This is a genomic window from Streptomyces sp. NPDC029122 (genome assembly GCF_055569445.1).
Map to the genome: position 1 here is coordinate 175,321 of NZ_JBVHWK010000004.1, position 21,482 is coordinate 196,802.

A 21,482-nucleotide genomic window follows, 5' to 3' on the forward strand; every position below is an offset into this window, starting at 1 on the left:
TATCGGGTCCCTCTGAGGATCGACGTCCCTCCTCGGGCTGCTGCGCTCCACCGCCTCCCCCCCCCCCCCCCCCCGGGGTCCTACTGGTCCTGCGGGTGGTGGGCCGGGATCGGGGGGAGTTCGCCGGTGGTCTCGTACGCGGAGAGCATGTCGATGCGGCGCGTGTGGCGCTCCTCGTCGGAGTACGGGGTCGCCAGGAAGGCCTCGACGAAGCGGGTGGCGTCCTCCTGGGAGTGCATCCGGCCGCCGACGGAGATGACGTTGGCGTTGTTGTGCTCGCGGCCGAGCTTCGCGGTCTCCACGCTCCAGGCGAGGATGGCGCGCACGCCCTTGACCTTGTTGGCGGCGATCTGCTCGCCGTTGCCGGAGCCGCCGATCACGATGCCGAGGCTGTCGGCGTCCGCGGCGGTCTTCTCCGCGGCGCGGAGGCAGAACGGCGGGTAGTCGTCCACGGCGTCGTAGATGTGGGGCCCGCAGTCGACGGGCTCGTGGCCGTTGTTCTTGAGCCAGTCCACCAGGTGGTTCTTGAGCTCAAAGCCGGCATGGTCGGATCCGAGATACACGCGCATGGGTCGAGTGTGGCATGCGCGGCTCCGGAGGACGGCGGAGGGGTGTCGCATAAATCACTTCTAAACCTCAAGTAAACCCAAAGAACGCAGACGGGAGGGGTCGGGACCTTGGTCCCGGGTTAGGGGCCTTGGGTAACTATCGGAGGAAGGTCTTCCGTACTGGCCGGAAATCGGGTTTGAATGCCGGAACTCTCCACCCGAGAACCTAAGGATTCGTCCATGAGCACCACGACGACCCTTCAGAAGGCAGGCGACCCGACCGGCGACCCCGGTTCCGCCCAGCCCTCCGACGGTCTCAAGGCCGGTCTCAAGAACCGCCACCTCTCCATGATCGCCATCGGCGGTGTCATCGGCGCCGGGCTCTTCGTCGGCTCCGGCGGCGGCATCGCCAAGGCCGGCCCCGCCATTCTGATCTCGTACGCCCTCGTCGGCGCGATGGTCGTCTTCGTGATGCGGATGCTGGGCGAGATGGCCGCCGCCAGCCCGAACTCGGGCTCCTTCTCCGCGTACGCCGACCGGGCGCTGGGCCGCTGGGCCGGCTTCTCCATCGGCTGGCTCTACTGGTTCTTCTGGGTCGTCGTGCTCGCCGTGGAGGCCACCGCGGGTGCCGCCATCCTGGAGAACTGGATCCCGGCCGTCCCGCAGTGGGCCTGGGCGCTGATCGTGATGGCGGTGCTGACCGTCACCAACCTCGGCTCGGTCGCCTCCTACGGCGAGTTCGAGTTCTGGTTCGCGGGCATCAAGGTCGTCGCCATCGGCGCGTTCGTGATCGTCGGCATGCTGGCCGTCTTCGGCCTGCTGCCGGGCTCGGACAACCCGGGCGCGGGCTTCGCGCACCTGACCGACACCGGAGGCTTCTTCCCCAACGGGTACGGGGCCGTCCTGACCGGTGTCCTGATGGTCGTCTTCTCCTTCATGGGCAGCGAGATCGTCACCCTCGCCGCCGGCGAGTCGGAGAACCCCCGCAAGGCGGTCACCCAGGCCACCAACTCCGTCATCTGGCGGATCGGCGTCTTCTACCTCGGCTCGATCTTCATCGTGCTGACGCTGCTCCCGTGGAACGACAAGTCGATCACCGAGAAGGGCTCGTACGTCGCCGCCCTGGACTCGATCGGCATCGCGCACGCCGGCACGATCATGGAGGTCATCGTCCTGACCGCCGTGCTGTCCTGCCTGAACTCGGGCCTCTACACCGCCTCCCGCATGGCCTTCTCGCTCGGTGAGCGCGGCGACGCCCCGAAGGCGTTCGCCAAGGTCAACGCCAAGGGCGTGCCAGTCGCCGCGATCCTGGGCTCCACGGTCTTCGGCTTCGTCGCCGTCTACTTCAACTACGCGTTCAAGGACACGGTCTTCAACTTCCTGCTGAACTCCTCGGGTGCCATCGCGCTCTTCGTCTGGCTGGTGATCTGCTTCACCCAGCTGAGGATGCGCGGGATCCTGGTCCGTGAGGCTCCGGAGAAGCTGACCGTCAAGATGTGGCTCTTCCCGTGGCTGACCTGGGCCACCGCCGCACTGATCATGTTCGTGATCGGCTACATGTTCGTGGACGACGCGAACCGCGAGGTGGTCACCCTGTCCACCCTGGTCGCCGGCCTCGTCGTGGCCGTCGGCGTGGTGCTGGACCTCCGCCGCAAGCGGGCCGCGCTGCGGGGCTGAGCCCTGTACGCCCACGCACGACAGAGCCCGGCCCGCCGTCACCGGCGGGCCGGGCTCCGGCGCATGAGGGGTGGTCAGCCGCGGCGGCCGGCCAGCTTCCACACGGCCGGCAGGGCGCCCATCGCGAGGGCGGCCTTGAGGGCGTCGCCGATGAGGAACGGGACCAGGCCCTTGGCGACGGCGGTCTCCAGGGACATCCCCGTGACGGCCATCAGGTACGGCACGCCCACCGCGTAGATCACCGCGGAGCCCAGCGCCATCGTGCCGGCCATGCGCAGCACCGAGCGGTCGCCGCCGCGCCGCGCGAGGGCGCCGACGAGGGTGGCGGCGAGCAGCATGCCGAGGACGTAGCCGAAGGTCGCGCCGCCCGCGCCGGAGCCGCCGTTCGCGAACCACGGCACGCCGGCCATGCCGACCAGCACGTAGAGCGCGAGCGACAGGAAGCCGCGGCGGGCGCCGAACGCGGTGCCGACGAGGAGGGCCGCGAAGGTCTGCCCGGTGATCGGGGCGGCCAGGCCGTCGACCGGGATGGAGATCTGCGCGGCCAGGCCGGTGAACGCGGCTCCGCCGGCCACGAGGGCGGCGTCCTTGACGCGGCTCGCGGGCAGCAGATCGGCGAGGACGGCGCCGGGCCGGAAGGAGACGGAAGCGGTGCTCATCGAAGGCTCCGGAGGGTGGGTGGTCGGGCAGGACATCGCGACGTTAGCCGCCGGCCGACGGCCGCCCCACCATCGACCGGGACAAAGCCGTACTGTCCGGTTTGGTGGAGACCGCACAAAGGCACAGCCTCACACCCGCGTTGAAGTGATCCCGATCACGGGCCACATTCGACGGCACATCCTTTTTGCTCCCGGGGGGACCCTCCAGCCAGACTGTAGGTTCCCGCCAATCCCCCTGGATACCCCTGGACTCCCCGCCCATCCCTTGCGCAGCCCCCGGCGTCGCTTGCCTACCGAGAGTACGAATCTGCTCATGCGCGAAGACCTGTCCGTCACCGGGAGCGAGCTGCCCCCGGAACCCCTCAGCCACAGCCTCAAGCAGCGTCACCTGACCATGCTGGGCCTCGGCGGCGTGATCGGCGCCGGCCTCTTCGTCGGCTCCGGCGCCGGCATCGGGATCGCCGGCCCCGCGATCATCTGCTCGTACCTGCTCGCGGGCGTGCTCGCCATGCTGGTGATGCGGATGCTCGGCGAGATGTCCGCCGCGATGCCCGCCTCCGGCTCCTTCTCCGTGTACGCGGAGAAGGCCCTCGGGCGCTGGGCCGGCTTCTCGGCCGGCTGGCTGTACTGGTTCCTGCTGGTGGTGGTGCTGGCCGTGGAGGCGACCGGCGCCGCGAACATCGCGCACGGGTGGGTGCCCTCGGTCGACCAGTGGCTGTGGGTGCTGATCTTCATGGTGGTCTTCACCCTCAGCAACCTGGCCGCCGTACGGAACTTCGGCGAGTTCGAGTTCTGGTTCGCCGCTCTCAAGGTCGGCGCGATCGTGCTGTTCCTGATCCTGGGCACCCTGGCGGTCTTCGGCCTGCTCCCCGACACCGAGCCGGTGGGCACGGCCAACCTGACCGGACAGGGCGGCTTCTTCCCGGCCGGGGTCGGCGGGGTGATCGCGGGCATGCTGGCGGTGGTCTTCGCCTTCGGCGGCCTGGAGGTCGTCACCATCGCCGCCGCCGAGTCGGACGACCCGGCCAGGTCCGTGTCCCGCGCGGTGCGCAGCGCGGTGTGGCGCATCCTCTTCTTCTACGTCGGCTCGATGCTGGTCATCGTGAGCCTGCTGCCGTGGGACTCGCTGGAGCCCGGTGAGAGCCCGTACGTCGCCGTCCTCGACTCGATCGGGATCCCGGCGGCCGGCCAGATCATGAACATCGTGGTGTTCGTGGCGCTGCTGTCGGCGCTGAACGCCAATCTGTACGGCTCCTCGCGCATGGTGTTCTCGCTGGCCGAGCGGGGCGAGGCGCCGAAGTCGCTGCTGAAGGTGTCGGCCAGCGGGGTGCCGACGCGGGCGGTGCTGGCCTCGGTGGCCTTCGGCTTCGTGTCGGTGGTGCTGAACCTGCTGTGGCCGGACACGGTCTTCCTCTACATGCTGAACGCGGTCGGCGCGGTGCTGCTGTTCGTGTGGGCGCTGATCGCCGTCTCGCAGCTGCGGCTGCGGCCCCGGCTGGAGCGGGACATGCCGGAGCGGCTGACGCTGCCGATGTGGGCCTTCCCGTACCTGACGTGGGCGGCGCTCGTCGGCATGGCGGCGGTGCTGGTGCTGATGCTGTTCGACGACTCGGCGCGGCCGCAGTTGCTGTGGTCCTCCGGGGCGGCGGCCCTGGTGCTGCTGGTGGCGTGGTGCCGGGAGGTGCGGGACCGGCGGTCCTGACGCCGTGACAGACGGGCCGCGGGCCCGGGACTTCGGTCCCGGGCCCGTTCCGCTTTCCGGGGCGGGCGGTCACGTCCGGTGAGAGCGGTGTCCGGATACTGGACCGTCGGCGTCCGATAACCGGACGCTCGGCAGACTGGGCCCCATGAGCCAGAGCACCACCACCGCACCTCCCGGACAGCAGGCCCCGACGGCCGCAGGGGCCGGGTCGCCCCTCGGCAACGGCCTCAAGCAGCGCCACCTCTCGATGATCGCCCTCGGCGGGGTCATCGGCGCCGGCCTCTTCGTCGGCTCCGGCGCCGGCATCGCGGCCGCCGGCCCCTCGATCGTGCTGGCGTACGCCGTGTCCGGGCTGCTCGTGATGTTCGTGATGCGGATGCTCGGCGAGATGTCCGCGGCCAACCCGGCCTCCGGCTCCTTCTCGGTGCACGCCGAGCGGGCGGTCGGGCCCTGGGCCGGCTTCACGGCGGGCTGGATGTTCTGGACCCTGCTGGTCGTGGGCGTGGCCATCGAGGCGATCGGCGCGGCGCACATCCTGGCGGGCTGGTTCCCCGGGACCCCGTCGTGGATGTGGGTGCTGGCCCTGATGGTGGTCTTCACCGTCGCCAACCTGGGCGCCGTCTCGCGCTTCGGCGAGTTCGAGTTCTGGTTCGCCGCCCTCAAGATCGGCGCCATCGCGCTCTTCCTCGGGCTGGGCGCGCTCGCCGTGCTCGGCCTGCTGCCCGGCACCTCCTCCCCCGGCGCGGACAACCTGCTGCACGACGGCGGCTTCCTGCCCAACGGGATCGACGGCCTGCTGGTCGGCCTGCTCGCCTCGGTCGTCGCGTACGGCGGCCTCGAGACGGTGACCATCGCGGCCGCCGAGTCCGAGAACCCGGTCGAGGGCGTGGCCCGGGCAGTGAGGACAACCATGTGGCGGATCGCGATCGTCTACGTCGGCTCGATGCTGGTGATCGTGACCCTGCTGCCCTGGAACGACCCGGCCGTCACCGAGCACGGCCCCTACGCGGCGACCCTGGACCACCTGGGCATCCCGGCCGCCGGCCAGATCATGAACGTGGTGATCCTGATCGCCCTGCTGTCCGCGATGAACGCCAACATCTACGGCTCCTCGCGCATGGCCCACTCCCTGGTCGCGCGCGGCCAGGGCCCCCGGGCGCTGGGCAAGGTCTCGGGCGGGGTGCCGCGCCGGGCGGTGCTCGCCTCCGCGGGCTTCGGCTTCGTCACCGTCCTGCTGTCCTACTGGTATCCGGACACCCTGTTCGCCTGGCTGCTGAACATGGTCGGCGGGGTCATCCTGGTCGTCTGGGGCTTCATCGCCGTCTCGCAGTACGTGCTGCGCAGGCGCCTGGAGCGCGAGGCCCCCGGGAAGCTGGTCGTGCGGATGTGGGGCTTCCCGTACCTGACCTGGGTGGCGCTGGCGGGCGTCGCGGGCGTGCTGGTGCTGATGGCCCTGGGCGAGGACACCCGGGTGCAGGTCGTCTTCACCGGCGGGCTGACCGCGGCCCTGGCGGCGACCGGGTACGTGATGCAGCGCCGGCGGGCCGCCGCCGGGAAGTCCGCTCCGAGGTGACACCCCTGCCCGACGGCACGTCGGAGGCCGGGTCCGTGCGATCGCACGGACCCGGCCTCCGGCGTTCCGGCGGTGCGCACAGGAGAGGTGACCCTTACTCGTGGAGCCGGAATAGATGCTGCTAGCGTGCAGTTGCGCATTAATTGCAATTAGCGATTGGCACGCCGAGGGGACCGGACAACACGCATGGCGATCTACACGCTTCCTGAGCTTCCTTACGACTACGCGGCGCTCGAGCCGGTGATCAACCCGCAGATCATCGAACTGCACCACGACAAGCACCACGCGGCCTACGTCACGGGCGCCAACACCACGCTCGAGCAGCTGGAGGAGGCGCGCGACAAGGAGAACTGGGGCGCGCTCAACGGGCTGGAGAAGAACCTGGCGTTCCACCTCTCCGGCCACATCCTGCACAGCATCTACTGGAACAACATGGCCAGCCCCAAGACCGGTGAGGGCGGCGGCGAGCCGACCGCGGCCGACGGGGTGGGCGACCTCGCGGACGCGATCACCGAGTCCTTCGGCTCGTTCGCCAAGTTCAAGAAGCAGCTGACCTTCGCGTCCTCCGCGACGCAGGGCTCCGGCTGGGGCGTGCTCGCGTACGAGCCCGTCAGCGGCCGCCTGGTCGTCGAACAGGTCTACGACCACCAGGGCAACGTGGGCGTCGCCAGCACGCCGATCCTGGTCTTCGACGCCTGGGAGCACGCCTTCTACCTCCAGTACAAGAACCAGAAGGTCGACTTCATCGAGGCCATGTGGAACGTCGTCAACTGGCAGGACGTGGCCCGGCGCTACGCCGACGCCAAGGCGAACACCCCGCTGCTGATCCCCGTCAAGGGCTGATCCGCACCCCGTAGACCCGTCCGCCTCGTGATCGTCTTCTCAGCCTTCGCGTGCGGACGTGTTCAGCGGAAGACCCCCGTGAGGACGTGACTCACGGGGGTCTTCTGCGCCTACCGGGGCCGGACGGGGCCGGATTACTCGAAGCTGGGGCCCTTGGTGCGGGTGCGCTTGATCTCGTAGAAGCCGGGGGTCGAGGCGACCAGCAGGGTGCCGTCCCACAGGCGGGCGGCGGCCTCGCCGCGCGGGGCGGGCGTGACGACCGGACCGAAGAAGGCCACTTCCTCGCCGTCGGCGCCGGGCACGGAGATCACCGGGGTGCCGACCTCCTGGCCGACGCGCTCGATGCCGTTGTTGTGCGAGTCGCGCAGGACCTCGTCGTACTCGTCGGAGTCGGCGTAGGCGAGCAGCTCGGCCGGCAGGCCGACCTCCTCCAGGGCGTCGGCGATGACCTCACGGGTCGCACCGCGGTCCTCGTTGTGGATCCTGGTGCCGAGGGCGGTGTACAGCTTGCCGGTGACCTCTTCGCCGAACTTCTGCTGCGCCGCGACCACCACGCGCACCGGAGCCCAGCCCTTGGGGCCGAGCAGCTCGCGGTAGCGCTCGGGCAGCTCGTCGAGCTTGTCCTCGTTGAGCACGGCGAGGCTCATCACGTGCCAGCGGACTTCCACGTCGCGGACCTTCTCGACCTCGAGCATCCAACGCGAGGTCATCCAGGCCCAGGGGCAGAGCGGGTCGAACCAGAAGTCGACCGGCGTCTTCTCGCGCACCTGGGTGTCGGTCATGGCTCTCCTCAAGTCACATGGGGCGTCACGGGCATGTTCCCTCTCGCCAACCAGGCCGGGAACGCGCGCATTCCCCGTGGGAGGATTCCAGCGAAGACCGCGATCACGCACGAAGGAGTGCAACGTGCCCGGAGAGAATCTGTCCCGCGACGAGGCCCGCGAGCGGGCCGAACTGCTGTCCGTCGACGGGTACGAGGTGGTCCTCGACCTGAGGTCCGCGGTGGACGAGGCCGAGCCGGCCGAGGGTCCCCGCACCTTCCGCTCGGTGACCACCGTGCGCTTCCGGGCCGCCGTCCCGGGCGCCTCCTCCTTCGCTGACCTGATCGCCCCCTCGGTGAACTCCGTCACCCTCAACGGGCGCGCCCTGGACCCGGCCGCCGTCTTCGACGGGGCGCGGATCGCACTGGAGGGGCTCGACTCCGAGAACGTCCTGGTCGTCGACGCGAACTGCGCCTACAGCCGCACGGGCGAAGGCATGCACCGCTTCGTGGACCCGGAGGACGGCGAGGTCTACCTCTACACCCAGTACGAGCCGGCGGACGCCCGCCGGGTCTACGCCAACTTCGAGCAGCCCGACCTGAAGGCGCCGTACCGCTTCGAGGTGACCGCGCCCGAGGGCTGGCAGGTGTGGAGCAACGGCGCGGAGGAGTCCCGCGAGGGGCAGACCCGGCGCTTCGCGGAGACCGCGCCCATCTCCACGTACATCACCTGTGTGGTGGCCGGGCCGTACCACTACGTCACCGACACCTACACGCGCGGGGACCTGACCATCCCGCTGGGCGCGATGTGCCGCAAGGGGCTGGCGAAGCACTTCGACGCCGACGACGTCTTCCTGGTCACCAAGCAGGGCTTCGACCTCTTCCACGAGATCTTCGACTACCCGTACCCCTTCGGGAAGTACGACCAGGCCTTCGTGCCGGAGTACAACCTGGGCGCGATGGAGAACCCGGGGATGGTGACCTTCCGCGAGGAGTACATCTTCCGCGGGAAGGTCACGCAGGCCTCGTACGAGCGGCGCGCGAACGTCATCCTGCACGAGATGGCGCACATGTGGTTCGGCGACCTGGTCACCATGAAGTGGTGGGACGACCTGTGGCTGAAGGAGTCCTTCGCCGACTTCATGGGCTCCTTCGGGCTGGTCGAGGCCACCCGCTTCGACCAGGCCTGGGTCACCTTCGCCAACAGCCGCAAGGCGTGGGCGTACCGGGCCGACCAGCTGCCGTCCACGCACCCGATCACGGCCGACATCCGTGACCTGGAGGACGCGAAGCTGAACTTCGACGGCATCACGTACGCCAAGGGCGCCGCCGTGCTCAAGCAGCTGGTCGCGTACGTGGGCCGGGAGGCGTTCCTGGACGGCGCCCGGCGCTACTTCAAGGCGCACGCCTACGGGAACACCACGCTGGACGACCTGCTGTCGGTGCTCGGGGAGGTCTCCGGGCGGGACATGGCCGAGTGGTCGCGGGCCTGGCTCCAGACGGCGGGCGTGAACGCGCTGACGCCGGTGGTGACCTCCGACGCGGCCGGGCGGCTCACGGAGCTGGCGGTGGTGCAGGACGGCGACGAGCCGAGGCCCCACCGGGTGGCGGTGGGCCTGTACCGGCTGGAGGCCGACGGTTCGCTGGTGCGCTACGCCCGGGCCGAGGCGGACGTGGCGGGCTCCCGGACGGTGGTGGCGGAGCTGGCCGGTCTGGAGCGGCCCGACCTGGTCCTGGTCAACGACGAGGACCTCACGTACTGCAAGATCCGCTTCGACGAGGTCTCGCTGGCGACGCTGCGCGGCCACCTCGGCGACCTGACCGACCCGCTCGCCCGGGCGCTGTGCTGGTCGGCGCTGTGGAACCTGACGCGGGACGCCCTCATGCCCGCGCGGGACTTCCTCTCGCTGGTCCTGGCCCACGCGGGCCGGGAGACCGACGTGGGCGTGCTCCAGCAGCTGCACGCGCAGGCGCTGAGCGCGGTGACCCACTACACGCCGGCGCAGCGCCGCGAGCAGAGCGGGCGCGACCTGGCGGCGGGCGCCCTGCACGAACTGCGGCTGGCCGAGCCGGGGTCGGAACACCAGCTGACCTGGGCCCGGTTCTTCGCGGCGGGCGCGGCGACCGAGGGCGACTTCCAGCTGCTGCTGGGCCTGCTGGACGGCACGGCGCGGATCGACGGGCTGGAGGTCGACCAGGAGCTGCGCTGGGACTTCCTGTTGCCGCTGGTGGCGCACGGGGCCCTGGGCGAGGCGGCGGTGGAGGCCGAGCTGACCCGGGACGACACGGCTTCGGGCAAGCGGCACGAGGTGCGCTGCCTGGCCGCCCGGCCGTCGGCGGCGGTCAAGGACCAGGCGTGGGCGGCGGTGGTGGAGTCGGACGCGCTGTCCAACGCGCTGGTGGAGGCCACCATCGACGGGATGCAGCGGGCCTCGCAGCGCGACCTGCTGGCGGGTTACACCGGGCGCTACTTCGAGGTGATCGAGCGGGTCTGGGCGCAGCGCTCGATCCAGATCGGCATCGACGTGGTGAAGGGGCTCTACCCGATGCTCCAGGACTCGCAGGCCACGGTGGACGCCACCGACGCGTGGCTCGCCGCCCGCCCGGACGCGGCCCCCGCGCTGCGCCGGCTGGTCCTGGAGTCCCGCGACGACCTGGCCCGTGCGCTGCGCGGGCAGGCGTGCGACGCGGCCGCGGGCTGAGACCGCGTACGGCGGGGTGCGGGCCGGCGGTCCGTACCCCGCCCCGGGGTGCCCGTGCGGTCATGGGGTCATAGGCTCATCGGAGCAGCGGTCCCTTTCGGCACTCGAACGCCCGTACTTTAGCCCCGTCTTGTCCGGATTTGCCGACGGGTGTGTAACAGGGGTTAGCAAGGCCATGGCCTGAGGGAATCACCGCGTCATGAACCAGAACGCACCCCTCCCCCTCGCCCACCTCACCGCCAGCCGCCCCCGGGTGCTGACCCTCGCCCAGCTGCGCGAGCACGGCGTCAGCGCCTCCGAGGCCGCCGGGCGGCCCTGGCAGCAGGTGCTGCCCGGGGTGTTCCTGCTCCATTCCGGGCCCGCGACCAGCGAGGAGCGGCTGCACGCCGCCCTGCTGTACGCCAACCGGCGCGGCAGCGGCGAGGCCATGATCACCGGGCTGGCCGCCCTCGCGCTCTACCGGTTCTCCGCGACGCCCGCCCTGCTCGCCCTCCCGCACATCGACGTCCTCGTACCGAACACCCGCCGCCTGCGCTCCACCGGCGACGTCCGCATCGTCCGCGCCCACACCCCGCCCCGCCCCGTGGAGGTGACCGGGCTGCCCGTGGCTCCGGTGGCACGGGCCGTCGCCGACGCCGTCGCGCAGGTCTCCGACGCCGGTACGGTGCGCGGCATCCTCAGCGAGGCCGTCCGCGGCGGGCACTGCGAACCGGCCGCCGTGGTGCGGGAGCTGACGGTGGCCCGGCTGCTGAACCGGCCGCACGTGGTCGACGCCGTCGAGTCCCTCCTCGCGGAGGGCCGGGCCATCGCCGAGGACCGGCTCTACCAGCTCGTACGGGGCTACGAGCTCCCCGAGCCCGTCTGGAACGTGGACCTGCGGCTGCCCGGCGGCCCGCACCTGGGCGGCGTCGACGCGTACTGGCCCGAGCAGGCCGTCGCCATCGAGATCGACACCCGCGCGCCCCGCCAGGACGAGGACGAGGACTGGTCGGAGGCGGTCCGCAAGCGGGAGACCCTGGAGCGCCTCGGGGTCACCGTCCTGTACCTGACTCCCCGCAAGCTGCGCGACTGGCCCGAGCAGCAGGCGGCGGTCGTCCGCACCGCCCTGACGGCGTCCGGCGACCGCGAGCCCGCCGCCTACCTGGTCGTACTGCCCCGGTGAGGCGGGTTGGCCGGGGAGTACTCGGGAGTGCTCCACCGCAGCCGCCCCGGATGCAGGCTCTCCACGACCGCCTCCACCCGGAAGCGCACGGCGCGGCCGCCGCCCGGGCCGTACTCGGTCCGCGCCCGGCCGCTCAGCTGGAGCAGCCCGCCGCCCTCCCAGTCGGGGAAGAGCAGCCCGGCCCGCTCGTCGGCGGCCAGGTTGCCCAGGGTCAGGAACATCGCGTTGCCCGCGTAGTCCGGCCAGAGCAGTTCCGTCGGCGAGAGCACCTCCACGAAGCCCGGCATGCCGCCCCGGTGGCTGGCGTCGGCCCCGTCCGCCTCGGCGGTGGTGGCGACGAAGAAGGTGTCGGCGGCGCGGACGGCCCGCGCCTGGCCACGGGTGAGCACGTCACCGCGCCGCACCACACCGGCCCCTTCGGCCACCAGCTCCAGCGGCTGCCGCTTCTGCAGGTACTTGGGGCAGTTGGAGAACACCTGCTCGGCCTCCACCGCGAACCCGCCGGGCGTCACGGCGAGGGTCCCGTTGAGCCGCATCCGGCGCCGGGTGCGCGGGTCCAGGGAGATCGTGCCCGTCCGGGTGCCGTCGGTGGCCAGCGCCCCGGCCAGCGGGTCGCCCTCCGGGAGGCCCCCCGAGACCTCGATGCGGCGCGGCCCGGTGGCCCGTACGAAACCGGGCGCGCCGGTGAGCAGCGAGGCCCACAGCCGCCCCGCGCCGTCGGCGGCGCCGACGACGAGATGGGGCTGCTGGGCGAGGAAGGCCGCCGCGACGTCGCGGATGTCCGCGCCGATGGAGCGGCCGACGTGTTCGGCGAGCTCGCGTACGCCGACCCGTTCCTGCACGGCCAGCGAGCCCCGGTGGTACCGGCCCATCACGATCCCCAGTCCTCGAGTTCCCGGTCTTCGACTTCCCGCCCCTTGACTTCCTAGAAGAAGCCGCAGGTCGGAGCGTCCGCCGTCGGGGCGGGAGCGCCCTCGGCCCCGGTGGGCACGGAGATCTCCAGGCGGGTGCCGTCGGGGTCGTGGAAGAAGATCCCCCCGGAGGCCGCGCCCTCGCCGTGGGCGACGACGCCGTCGTGGGCGAATTCGACGCCGAGGCCGCGCAGCCGCTCCTCGTACGCCCGCACCTCCTCCATCGCGCCGGCCGAGAACGCGAGGTGGTGCAGTCCGGCGGCCTGCGGCTCGTACCGGCCCCCCGCCTGCTGCCACAGGGTCAGGACGAGTGCGCCATCCTGGCCGAGGAAGGCGAACCTGCGGTCCTCCTCCTTGCCCTCGCCCAGCAGCGCGAAGCCGAGGGCGTCGCGGTAGAAGGCGAGCGAGCGGTCCAGATCGGTGACGTTGAGGCCGATGTGCCCGGTGCTGAGCGTGCCGGTGGCGGTCGTCATGAGGGTTCCCTTCCCCGAGGTTCCAGACGTCCTGGAGTTCTAACCTTCTAAATCGAGATTAATGGTTAGAGCGGGGGGCGTCAACCGGTCACGTACTCTTGAGGGGTTAGCAGCGCGAGGAGGCGGACATGACTGCACCGAGCACGGACCCGCGTCCGCTCACCGGAGAGCCGGTCTCCCTGGACCTGCTGAACACGCGCTGGGTGGTGGAGGGTGAGACCGTCGACCTCTTCGCGGGGGCCTTCGGGCTGACCCGGGTGGAGGGACTGGCGCTCTGGCTGGAGAGCGCCGGCCTGGCCGGCCGCTTCCGCGCCGACGCCTCGACCCTCGTGCACCTGCTGACCGCGCGCGAGGCGATCGCCCGCGCCGTCGCGGACCCCGCGGACGAGGGCGCCCGCTCCCTGGTCGACTCCGTACTGGAGCACGGCCGGATCCGCGCCACCCTCACCGCCGAAGGCCCGGGCGAGCGCGCCGAGTTCGCCGACCCCTCCTGGGGTCCGGCGTGGACGGCGGCCCGCGACTACCTCAACCTGCTGGCCACCGCGCCCGACCGGATCCGCAAGTGCGCCTCGGAAACCTGCGTGCTGCACTTCCACGACACCTCGCGCAACGGCACCCGGCGCTGGTGCTCCATGGCAGCCTGCGGCAACCGCGCCAAGGCCTCGCGGCACTACGCGCGCACGCGCGAGCGCTGAACGGACGGAATCTGTCACACCCGTCGTGAGACGGACGTCCGATCCGCCTCCGCAAGGCGGTCGGAGAGTCGATAAATCAACTCACCGGGCGCTATAACTCGCCCCGAATCGCCCTGGCTTGTCCTCACTGGCGGACACTCCGCACTGACGGGAACCCGCCATGTCAGGTCTCGGTCAATGACAGCCCTCCCCAAACAGCTGTCACTTGCGCAAAGCTGACCGGTCATCCGGCACCGAATTCCGGACCGTATCTTTCACTTAGCCAGGGATGCTGATGACCCTCGACTCCCCCAGCTCCACCACCGGGGCCATACCCGGCACCAGGCGCGCTGCCCGCGTCGCGGCGGCCGCGGGCCTGGTGGCCGCCCTCTGCGCCACCGGCGCGGTGCCCGCGTTCGCCGCGGGCGCCGGCGACGACCCGTGGACGACCGCGCCGGTCAAGTCCGCGGACCAGAAGCTCGGTTCGGCCGACGCCGAACTGCTCCAGGAGGCCAAGGCCAAGGGTGACGCGACCGTCACCGTCATGGTCGCGACCGCCCCCGGCCAGACCAAGCAGGTCGCCGACCAGCTCGACGCCGTCCAGGGCGCCTCGGTCGGCCAGACGTACGACAAGCTCGGCTACGTACGCGCCACCCTGCCGACCGACAAGGCGGAGGCCGCGCTGAAGGCGGCCGCCAAGCTGGAGTCCGTCCACGGCATGGACCTGCGGCACGAGATCCGGCTCCCGGACCCGCGCCCCGAGGTGAGCAAGGAGGGCTCGGCCAAGAAGACCGCCGCCGAGACCTACCCGGCGCCGGACAAGAACACCCCGGCCAAGAACCCGTACAACCCGTCGTTCGAGACCGGCTCCGTGGACTTCGTCAAGGCGAACCCGCAGGCCGACGGCCGTGGCGTGACCATCGGCATCATGGACTCGGGCGTCGACGTCAGCCACCCCGCGCTGCAGAAGACCACCACCGGCGAGCGCAAGATCGTCGACTGGGTGACCGCGACCGACCCCATCACGGACAACGACGGGACCTGGCGCGCCCAGATCACCCCGGTCACCTCCGCGGGCGGCGCCTTCACCGCCGGCGGCCAGAGCTGGAAGGCCCCCGAGGGCACCTTCCAGTGGAGCCGCTTCAGCGAAGCCATCACCGCCAACGGCGACATGAAGGGCGACGTCAACCGGGACGGGGACACCACCGACCGGTTCGGCATGCTCTACGACCCGGCCGCCGGCACCGTCCGCGTCGACACCGACCAGAACGGCGACTTCACCGACAACGAGCCGATGAAGCCGTACAAGGACGGCTACCAGATCGGCTACTTCGGTACGGACAACCCGGCGACCGAGGTGGCGGAGCGCATCCCGTTCACCATCGAGATCCGCAAGGACGTCCCGATGGACCCGCTCGGCGGTGACTGGGTCGGCAAGAAGGCCGACTTCGTCAACATCGGCATCATCGAGTCCGAGCACGGCTCGCACGTCGCCGGCATCACCGCCGCCAACGGCCTGTTCGGCGGCCGGATGAACGGCCAGGCGCCCGGTGCCAAGCTCGTCTCCTCCCGCGCCTGCTCCTGGTCCGGCGGCTGCACCAACGTCGCGCTGACCGAGGGCATGATCGACCTCGTCGTCAACCGCGGCGTCGACATCGTCAACATGTCGATCGGCGGCCTGCCGGCGCTGAACGACGGCAACAACGCCCGCTCGGAGCTCTACAAGAACCTCATCGACACCTACGGTGTCCAGCTCGTCATCTCCGCGGGCAACGAGGGTCCGGGCGTCAACACCATCGGCGACCCCGGTCTCGCGGACAAGGTCATCTCCGTGGGCGCCGCGGTCTCCAAGGAGACCTGGGCCGCCAACTACGGCTCCGGCGTGGCCAAGAAGTACAACATGTTCCCCTTCTCCTCGCGCGGCCCGCGTGAGGACGGCGGGTTCACGCCGACCATCACCGCCCCCGGCGCGGCCATCAACACCATCCAGACCTGGCTGCCCGGCATGCCCGTGAAGGAGGCCGGCTACAGCCTGCCCGCCGGCTACGGCATGCTCCAGGGCACCTCGATGTCCTCGCCGCAGGCCGCGGGCGCCAGCGCCCTGCTGATCTCGGCCGCCAAGCAGCAGAAGATCGCGCTGCCCCCGGCGAACCTGCGCGTGGCGCTGACCAGCACCGCGAAGAAGATCGACGACGTCCCGGCCCACGCACAGGGTGCCGGTCTCATCGACGTCCCCCAGGCGTGGGAGTCCATCCAGCGCGGCGCCAAGGCCAACGAGTTCACCGTCAAGGCCCCCGTCGACACCGCGATCGACCAGTTCCTGAAGACCCCGGGCTTCGGCACCGGCGTCTACGACCGCGAGGGCGGCCTCAAGACCGGCCAGAAGAAGGTCTACGACGTCGTCGTCACCCGCACCACCGGCGTCAAGTACGGCACCCGCCACAACATCGGCTGGCGCAACAACGACGGCACCTTCAAGGTGGTCGGCGGTGGCGGTTACGACTACGTCACCCTGCCCCTGAACAAGCCCGTCACCATCAAGGTCGAGGCCAACGCCAAGTCGGCCGGCGTCCACAGCGGCATCCTGCAGCTCGACGACCCCACCACCGAGGGCGTCGACAAGCAGATCCTCGCCACGGTCGTCGCCGCCAGCCCGCTGGCGAAGCCCTCCTTCACGCTGTCGGACAGCTCCACCGTCCAGCGCAACAGCCACAAGTCGTACTTCGTGACCGTCCCGCAGGGCGCCAAGACCCTCGAGGTCGCCCTCGGCGGGCTCGCGGCGGGCAGCCAGACGCGCTTCATCTCGATCCACCCGTACGGCACGGGCGTCGAGGACAGCGCGACCACCCAGTGCTACCCGAACTACGACAACCCGGCGAACCAGTGCCGCCCCGACCTGCGCTCGTACGAGAACCCGCAGCCGGGCGTCTGGGAGATCGAGGTCGAGTCGCGCCGTACGTCGCCGCTGCTCGACAACCCGTTCAAGCTGGACGTCTCCGTGCTCGGCGCGGCCTTCGACCCGGCCGTCAAGGTCCTGCCCGAGGTCAAGCAGGGCACCCCGGCGCCGGTCCAGTGGACCGTGAAGAACGACGCCGCCGCCATCTCCGGCGGCAAGCTGGCGGGCGGCCCGCTCGGCTCCGCCAAGGTCGACAAGCCGACCATCGCGACCGGTGAGACCAAGACCACCGAGGTCACCGTCGGCGAGGGCGCCTCCCGCCTCGACGTGGCGATCAACAAGCCCTCGGACACCGCCGCGGACCTCGACCTCGAGGTCTACAAGGACGGCGTCAAGGTCGGCTCCTCCGCCGACGGCGACTCCGACGAGTCCGTGAGCCTGGTCAAGCCCGCCGCCGGCACCTACACCATCAAGGTCATCGGCTACGCGATCCCGGCCGGCAGCACCACGTACGACTACCGCGACGTGTACTTCTCGGCCGCCCTGGGCTCCGTCCAGGTCGACGAGGCCACTCCGGTCAACCTCGCCAGCGGGGCCTCGGCCTCCGTCTCGGCGCAGGTCTTGGTCTCCGGCGCGGCCCCCGAGGGCCGTCAGTTCTTCGGCCAGGTCCAGCTGCTCAACGCCCGCGGCACCGCCGCCGGCACCGGCAGCGTGCAGATCGACAAGGTCACCCCGTAACGGCGTGACCGGCTGAACGCATGACGAGGGGCGGTGCTCGGCCGAGCACCGCCCCTCCGTCATGCCGCCGGCGCCCGCTCCCACTCCCGGGGCGGCGTTCCGGCGTCCGGTGCGCCGCGTCCGCGAAACGATCACGGTCGAACCACAGCCAACCCACCCCGACCAGGCAAAACGGACCTCCGGCGGCCCTGGGGCAGGCCGTCCGCGCACCCGGCACGGGAGGGCGGGCGTCCGACACTGTCCGCGCCTCGGACAATGGATTGGACAAGCCTCGTGGGTTCGAACGCATGATGGCTTCACGCGCGCCCGCGTCCACGTATTTGAAGGAGTCACCGTGAGGGTCGGAATCGTCGGAGCCACCGGACAGGTCGGCGGAGTCATGCGCGGCATCCTCGCGGAGCGGAAGTTCCCGGTGGACGAGCTGCGGCTCTTCGCCTCGGCCCGTTCCGCCGGCTCGACCGTCGAGTGGCAGGGCCGGGAGATCACCATCGAGGACGCCTCCGCGGCGGACTACTCCGGCCTCGACATCGTGCTCTTCTCCGCGGGCGGCGCCACCTCCAAGGCCCTCGCCGAGAAGGTCGCCTCCCAGGGCGCCGTCGTGATCGACAACTCCTCCGCCTGGCGCAAGGACCCCGAGGTCCCCCTCGTCGTCTCCGAGGTCAACCCGCACGCGATCAAGAACCGCCCCAAGGGCATCATCGCGAACCCGAACTGCACCACCATGGCCGCCATGCCGGTGCTGCGCCCCCTCCACGAGGAGGCGGGGCTGGTCGCGCTGGTCGCCACCACCTACCAGGCCGTCTCCGGCTCCGGTCTGGCCGGCGTCGCCGAGCTCAAGGGCCAGGCCTGCGCGGTCTCCGAGGCCGCCGACCAGCTGACCTTCGACGGCGGCGCGGTGGAGTTCCCCGAGCCGGCCGTCTACAAGCGCCCCATCGCGTACAACGTGGTCCCGCTCGCCGGCAACCTGGTCGACGACGGCTCCTTCGAGACCGACGAGGAGCAGAAGCTCCGCAACGAGTCCCGCAAGATCCTGGAGATCCCGCAGCTCAAGGTCTCCGGCACCTGCGTGCGCGTCCCCGTCTTCTCCGGCCACTCGCTCCAGGTCAACGCCCGCTTCGAGCGTCCGATCAGCGTCGAGCGCGCCTACGAGCTCCTCAAGGACGCCCCCGGCGTCGAGCTCTCGGAGATTCCCACCCCCCTCCAGGCCGCCGGCAAGGACGCCTCGTACGTCGGCCGCATCCGCGTGGACGAGACGGTCGACAACGGCCTCGCGCTGTTCCTCTCCAACGACAACCTCCGCAAGGGCGCCGCGCTGAACGCCGTCCAGATCGCGGAGCTCGTCGCCGAGGAGCTCCGCGGCTGACCACCCCCGGGTCCGGGGACGGAGGGGGGGGGGGGGGGGGGCCGCCGCGCCCCCCCCCCCCCCCCCCCCCTCCGTCGTGCCCTCGCCGTGTTCGCCTCTGGATTAGTCCCGCCCGGCGGCGCGGCCCGCGTGGAAGGATGGCCGGGCAACGTCACCATCAAAGGAGATGAACGCGTGCCTGGCACGAATCTCACCCGTGAAGAGGCTCAGCAGCGGGCGAAGCTGCTCACCGTCGACTCGTACGAGATCGAACTCGATCTCAGCGGCGCGCAGGAGGGCGGCACCTTCCCGTCCGTGACCACCGTGCGCTTCCAGTCGGCCGAGGCAGGCGCCGGGACCTTCATCGACCTGGTCGCGCCGGCCGTGCACGAGGTCGTCCTGAACGGCAAGTCGCTCGACGTGGCCGCCGTCTTCCGCGACTCGCGGATCGCGCTGGACCACCTCGCCGCCGGCGCCAACGAGCTGCGCGTCGTCGCGGACTGCGCCTACACCAACACCGGCGAGGGCCTGCACCGCTTCGTCGACCCGGTCGACCAGCAGGCCTACCTGTACACCCAGTTCGAGGTGCCGGACGCGCGGCGGGTCTTCGCCAGCTTCGAGCAGCCCGACCTGAAGGCGACGTTCCAGTTCACCGTGACCGCCCCCGAGGGCTGGACGGTCATCTCGAACTCCCCGCGCGACCTTTCGCAGGGCGCCGAGCCCAAGGACCGGGTGTGGGTCTTCGAGCCGACCCCGCGCATCTCCTCGTACATCACCGCGCTGATCGCCGGCCCGTACCACGCGGTGCACAGCTCGTACGAGGGCCCGGACGGGCAGTCCGTGCCGCTCGGCATCTACTGCCGGCCCTCCCTCGCCGAGTTCCTCGACGCGGACGCGATCTTCGACGTGACCCGGCAGGGCTTCGACTGGTTCCAGGAGAAGTTCGCGTACGACTACCCCTTCGCGAAGTACGACCAGCTCTTCGTGCCGGAGTTCAACGCGGGCGCGATGGAGAACGCGGGCGCGGTCACCATCCGCGACCAGTACGTCTTCCGCTCCAAGGTGACGGACGCGGCGTACGAGGTGCGCGCCGAGACCATCCTGCACGAGCTCGCGCACATGTGGTTCGGCGACCTGGTCACCATGGAGTGGTGGAACGACCTGTGGCTGAACGAGTCGTTCGCCACCTACACCTCGATCGCCTGCCAGGCCTACGCCGAGGGCTCGAAGTGGCCGCACGCGTGGACGACCTTCGCCAACTCCATGAAGACCTGGGCGTACCGCCAGGACCAGCTGCCGTCCACGCACCCGATCATGGCCGACATCCGTGACCTGGACGACGTCCTGGTCAACTTCGACGGCATCACGTACGCCAAGGGCGCCTCGGTGCTCAAGCAGCTCGTCGCGTACGTCGGCATGGACGCCTTCTTCAAGGGCGTGCAGGCGTACTTCAAGGCGCACGCGTTCGGGAACACCCGCCTGTCCGACCTGCTCGGCGCCCTGGAGGAGACCTCCGGCCGCGACCTGACCGCCTGGTCGAAGGCGTGGCTGGAGACGGCCGGCATCAACGTCCTGCGCCCGGAGATCGAGCTGGACGCGGACGGCCTCGTCTCGGCGTTCGCCGTCCGCCAGGAGGCCCCCGCCCTGCCGGCGGGCGCCAAGGGCGAGCCGGTGCTGCGTCCGCACCGCATCGCGGTGGGCCTGTACGACCTGCGCGACGGCAAGCTGGTCCGCACGGACCGCCTCGAGCTGGACATCGACGGCGAGCTGACGGCCGTCCCCGAGCTCGTGGGCCGGACCCGCCCGGCGGTCGTGCTGCTCAACGACGACGACCTGTCGTACGCCAAGGTCCGCCTGGACGAGGTCTCGCTGGCGAACGTCACCGCGCACCTGGGCGACTTCACGGAGTCCCTGCCGCGTGCCCTGTGCTGGGCCTCGGCGTGGGACATGACCCGTGACGGCGAGCTGGCGACGCGCGACTACCTGGCCCTGGTGCTGTCCGGCATCGGCAAGGAGTCGGACATCGGCGTGGTGCAGTCGCTGCACCGCCAGGTGAAGCTGGCCGTCGACCTGTACGCCGACCCGGCGTGGCGGGAGCAGGGCCTGGAGCTCTGGACCGAGGCCGCGCTCGAGCACCTGCGTGCGGCCGAGCCGGGCAGCGACCACCAGCTGGCGTGGGCCCGCGCCTTCGCGGCGACGGCCCGTACCGAGGGACAGCTGACCTACCTGGCGGCGCTGCTCGACGGCTCGGCGGAGGTCGAGGGCCTGGTCGTGGACACGGAGCTGCGCTGGGCGTTCCTGGAGCGCCTGGCCGCCACGGGCCGCGCCGACGAGGCGGCGATCGCGGCGGAGCTGAAGCGGGACGCGACGGCCGCGGGCGAGCGCCACGCGGCGACGGCGCGGGCCGCGCGGCCCACGGCGGAGGCCAAGGCGGCGGCGTGGGCCTCGGTGGTGGAGTCGGGCGACCTGCCGAACGCGGTGCAGGAGGCCGTGATCGGCGGCTTCGTCCAGACCGACCAGCGGGAGCTGCTCGCGCCGTACACGGAGAAGTACTTCGCGGTGCTGAAGGACATCTGGGAGAGCCGCAGCCACGAGATCGCGCAGCAGATCGCGGTCGGGCTGTACCCGTCGCTCCAGGTCTCGCAGGCGACCCTGGACGCGACGGACGCGTGGCTGGCCTCGGCCGAGCCGAACGCGGCGCTGCGCCGCCTGGTCTCGGAGTCCCGCGCCGGCGTCGAGCGCGCCCTGAAGGCCCAGGCGGCGGACGCGGCAGCCTCCCGAGCCTGACGGCTTCGGTCCCCGGCCCCCTTCACGGGGGCCGG

General features: G+C 71.0%; 15 protein-coding genes. 10 read left to right on the forward strand and 5 right to left on the reverse strand.

What is annotated here, in order from left to right; genetic code table 11:
- Window positions 1-80: 80 nt before the first annotated feature.
- A complete protein-coding gene (locus ACZ4WZ_RS07380) occupies window positions 81-569 on the reverse strand; it encodes a ribose-5-phosphate isomerase (protein ID WP_467886271.1) in 489 nt (162 codons plus the stop codon).
- 219 nt (window positions 570-788) lie between these two features.
- On the opposite strand from ACZ4WZ_RS07380, the gene ACZ4WZ_RS07385 reads away from it, so the two are divergent.
- Complete coding sequence (locus tag ACZ4WZ_RS07385) at window positions 789-2,225, forward strand: amino acid permease (RefSeq protein WP_467886274.1); 1,437 nt, start codon at window positions 789-791, stop codon at window positions 2,223-2,225.
- A 74-nt stretch (window positions 2,226-2,299) separates the two neighbouring features.
- On the opposite strand, the gene ACZ4WZ_RS07390 is transcribed toward ACZ4WZ_RS07385, so the two are convergent.
- Window positions 2,300-2,884, reverse strand: a complete 585-nt coding sequence (locus ACZ4WZ_RS07390; protein WP_467886276.1) for a biotin transporter BioY — start codon at window positions 2,882-2,884, stop codon at window positions 2,300-2,302.
- A 313-nt stretch (window positions 2,885-3,197) separates the two neighbouring features.
- Here ACZ4WZ_RS07390 and ACZ4WZ_RS07395 point away from each other — a divergent pair, with 313 nt between their 5' ends.
- The 3 genes from ACZ4WZ_RS07395 to ACZ4WZ_RS07405 all read left to right on the forward strand — a co-directional run bounded on the left by ACZ4WZ_RS07395 (window position 3,198) and on the right by ACZ4WZ_RS07405 (window position 7,002).
- Window positions 3,198-4,586, forward strand: a complete 1,389-nt coding sequence (locus ACZ4WZ_RS07395) for an amino acid permease (protein ID WP_467886279.1) — start codon at window positions 3,198-3,200, stop codon at window positions 4,584-4,586.
- Between the two features lie 145 nt (window positions 4,587-4,731).
- Entirely contained in the window at window positions 4,732-6,159 is a 1,428-nt protein-coding gene (locus ACZ4WZ_RS07400; RefSeq protein WP_467886281.1) for an amino acid permease, read from the forward strand.
- A 186-nt stretch (window positions 6,160-6,345) separates the two neighbouring features.
- On the forward strand, window positions 6,346-7,002 hold the full coding sequence (locus ACZ4WZ_RS07405) for a superoxide dismutase (protein ID WP_125597991.1): 657 nt from the start codon (window positions 6,346-6,348) through the stop codon (window positions 7,000-7,002).
- Window positions 7,003-7,136: 134 nt separating this feature from the next.
- On the opposite strand, the gene ACZ4WZ_RS07410 is transcribed toward ACZ4WZ_RS07405, so the two are convergent.
- A complete protein-coding gene (locus tag ACZ4WZ_RS07410) occupies window positions 7,137-7,784 on the reverse strand; it encodes a mycothiol-dependent nitroreductase Rv2466c family protein (RefSeq protein WP_467886284.1) in 648 nt (215 codons plus the stop codon).
- Between the two features lie 124 nt (window positions 7,785-7,908).
- Between ACZ4WZ_RS07410 and pepN (ACZ4WZ_RS07415) the strand changes: the two genes are divergently transcribed.
- On the forward strand, window positions 7,909-10,464 hold the full coding sequence (gene pepN / locus ACZ4WZ_RS07415) for an aminopeptidase N (RefSeq protein WP_467886287.1): 2,556 nt from the start codon (window positions 7,909-7,911) through the stop codon (window positions 10,462-10,464).
- A 199-nt stretch (window positions 10,465-10,663) separates the two neighbouring features.
- On the forward strand, window positions 10,664-11,626 hold the full coding sequence (locus tag ACZ4WZ_RS07420) for a hypothetical protein (protein ID WP_467886290.1): 963 nt from the start codon (window positions 10,664-10,666) through the stop codon (window positions 11,624-11,626).
- On the opposite strand, the gene ACZ4WZ_RS07425 is transcribed toward ACZ4WZ_RS07420, so the two are convergent.
- Entirely contained in the window at window positions 11,602-12,498 is an 897-nt protein-coding gene (locus ACZ4WZ_RS07425) for a pyridoxamine 5'-phosphate oxidase family protein (protein WP_467886293.1), read from the reverse strand. The two genes, ACZ4WZ_RS07420 and ACZ4WZ_RS07425, sit on opposite strands and share 25 nt — an antisense overlap.
- 53 nt (window positions 12,499-12,551) lie before the next feature.
- Window positions 12,552-13,010: a VOC family protein gene (locus ACZ4WZ_RS07430; RefSeq protein ID WP_467886296.1), complete on the reverse strand. Its 459-nt coding sequence runs from the start codon at window positions 13,008-13,010 to the stop codon at window positions 12,552-12,554.
- A 128-nt stretch (window positions 13,011-13,138) separates the two neighbouring features.
- Between ACZ4WZ_RS07430 and ACZ4WZ_RS07435 the strand changes: the two genes are divergently transcribed.
- The 4 genes from ACZ4WZ_RS07435 to pepN (ACZ4WZ_RS07450) all read left to right on the forward strand — a co-directional run bounded on the left by ACZ4WZ_RS07435 (window position 13,139) and on the right by pepN (ACZ4WZ_RS07450) (window position 21,447).
- Window positions 13,139-13,705: a CGNR zinc finger domain-containing protein gene (locus ACZ4WZ_RS07435; protein WP_467886299.1), complete on the forward strand. Its 567-nt coding sequence runs from the start codon at window positions 13,139-13,141 to the stop codon at window positions 13,703-13,705.
- Window positions 13,706-13,979: 274 nt separating this feature from the next.
- Window positions 13,980-17,318 carry a S8 family serine peptidase gene (locus ACZ4WZ_RS07440; protein WP_467886301.1) on the forward strand — a complete coding sequence of 1,113 codons (3,339 nt, stop codon included), beginning with the start codon at window positions 13,980-13,982 and terminating at the stop codon, window positions 17,316-17,318.
- Window positions 17,319-17,652: 334 nt separating this feature from the next.
- The gene (locus ACZ4WZ_RS07445; protein ID WP_467886303.1) at window positions 17,653-18,681 is read left to right on the forward strand and encodes an aspartate-semialdehyde dehydrogenase; all 1,029 of its coding nucleotides are present in this window, start codon (window positions 17,653-17,655) and stop codon (window positions 18,679-18,681) included.
- A 174-nt stretch (window positions 18,682-18,855) separates the two neighbouring features.
- On the forward strand, window positions 18,856-21,447 hold the full coding sequence (gene pepN, locus ACZ4WZ_RS07450) for an aminopeptidase N (RefSeq protein ID WP_467886305.1): 2,592 nt from the start codon (window positions 18,856-18,858) through the stop codon (window positions 21,445-21,447).
- Window positions 21,448-21,482: the final 35 nt, after the last annotated feature.

Coding starts and splice junctions, on each gene's coding strand:
- ACZ4WZ_RS07380 (WP_467886271.1), bottom strand. CDS start 569: ATGCGCGTGTATCTCGGATCCGACCATGCCGGCTTTGAGCTCAAGAAC.
- ACZ4WZ_RS07385 (WP_467886274.1), top strand. CDS start 789: ATGAGCACCACGACGACCCTTCAGAAGGCAGGCGACCCGACCGGCGAC.
- ACZ4WZ_RS07390 (WP_467886276.1), bottom strand. CDS start 2,884: ATGAGCACCGCTTCCGTCTCCTTCCGGCCCGGCGCCGTCCTCGCCGAT.
- ACZ4WZ_RS07395 (WP_467886279.1), top strand. CDS start 3,198: ATGCGCGAAGACCTGTCCGTCACCGGGAGCGAGCTGCCCCCGGAACCC.
- ACZ4WZ_RS07400 (WP_467886281.1), top strand. CDS start 4,732: ATGAGCCAGAGCACCACCACCGCACCTCCCGGACAGCAGGCCCCGACG.
- ACZ4WZ_RS07405 (WP_125597991.1), top strand. CDS start 6,346: ATGGCGATCTACACGCTTCCTGAGCTTCCTTACGACTACGCGGCGCTC.
- ACZ4WZ_RS07410 (WP_467886284.1), bottom strand. CDS start 7,784: ATGACCGACACCCAGGTGCGCGAGAAGACGCCGGTCGACTTCTGGTTC.
- ACZ4WZ_RS07420 (WP_467886290.1), top strand. CDS start 10,664: ATGAACCAGAACGCACCCCTCCCCCTCGCCCACCTCACCGCCAGCCGC.
- ACZ4WZ_RS07425 (WP_467886293.1), bottom strand. CDS start 12,498: ATGGGCCGGTACCACCGGGGCTCGCTGGCCGTGCAGGAACGGGTCGGC.
- ACZ4WZ_RS07430 (WP_467886296.1), bottom strand. CDS start 13,010: ATGACGACCGCCACCGGCACGCTCAGCACCGGGCACATCGGCCTCAAC.
- ACZ4WZ_RS07435 (WP_467886299.1), top strand. CDS start 13,139: ATGACTGCACCGAGCACGGACCCGCGTCCGCTCACCGGAGAGCCGGTC.
- ACZ4WZ_RS07440 (WP_467886301.1), top strand. CDS start 13,980: ATGACCCTCGACTCCCCCAGCTCCACCACCGGGGCCATACCCGGCACC.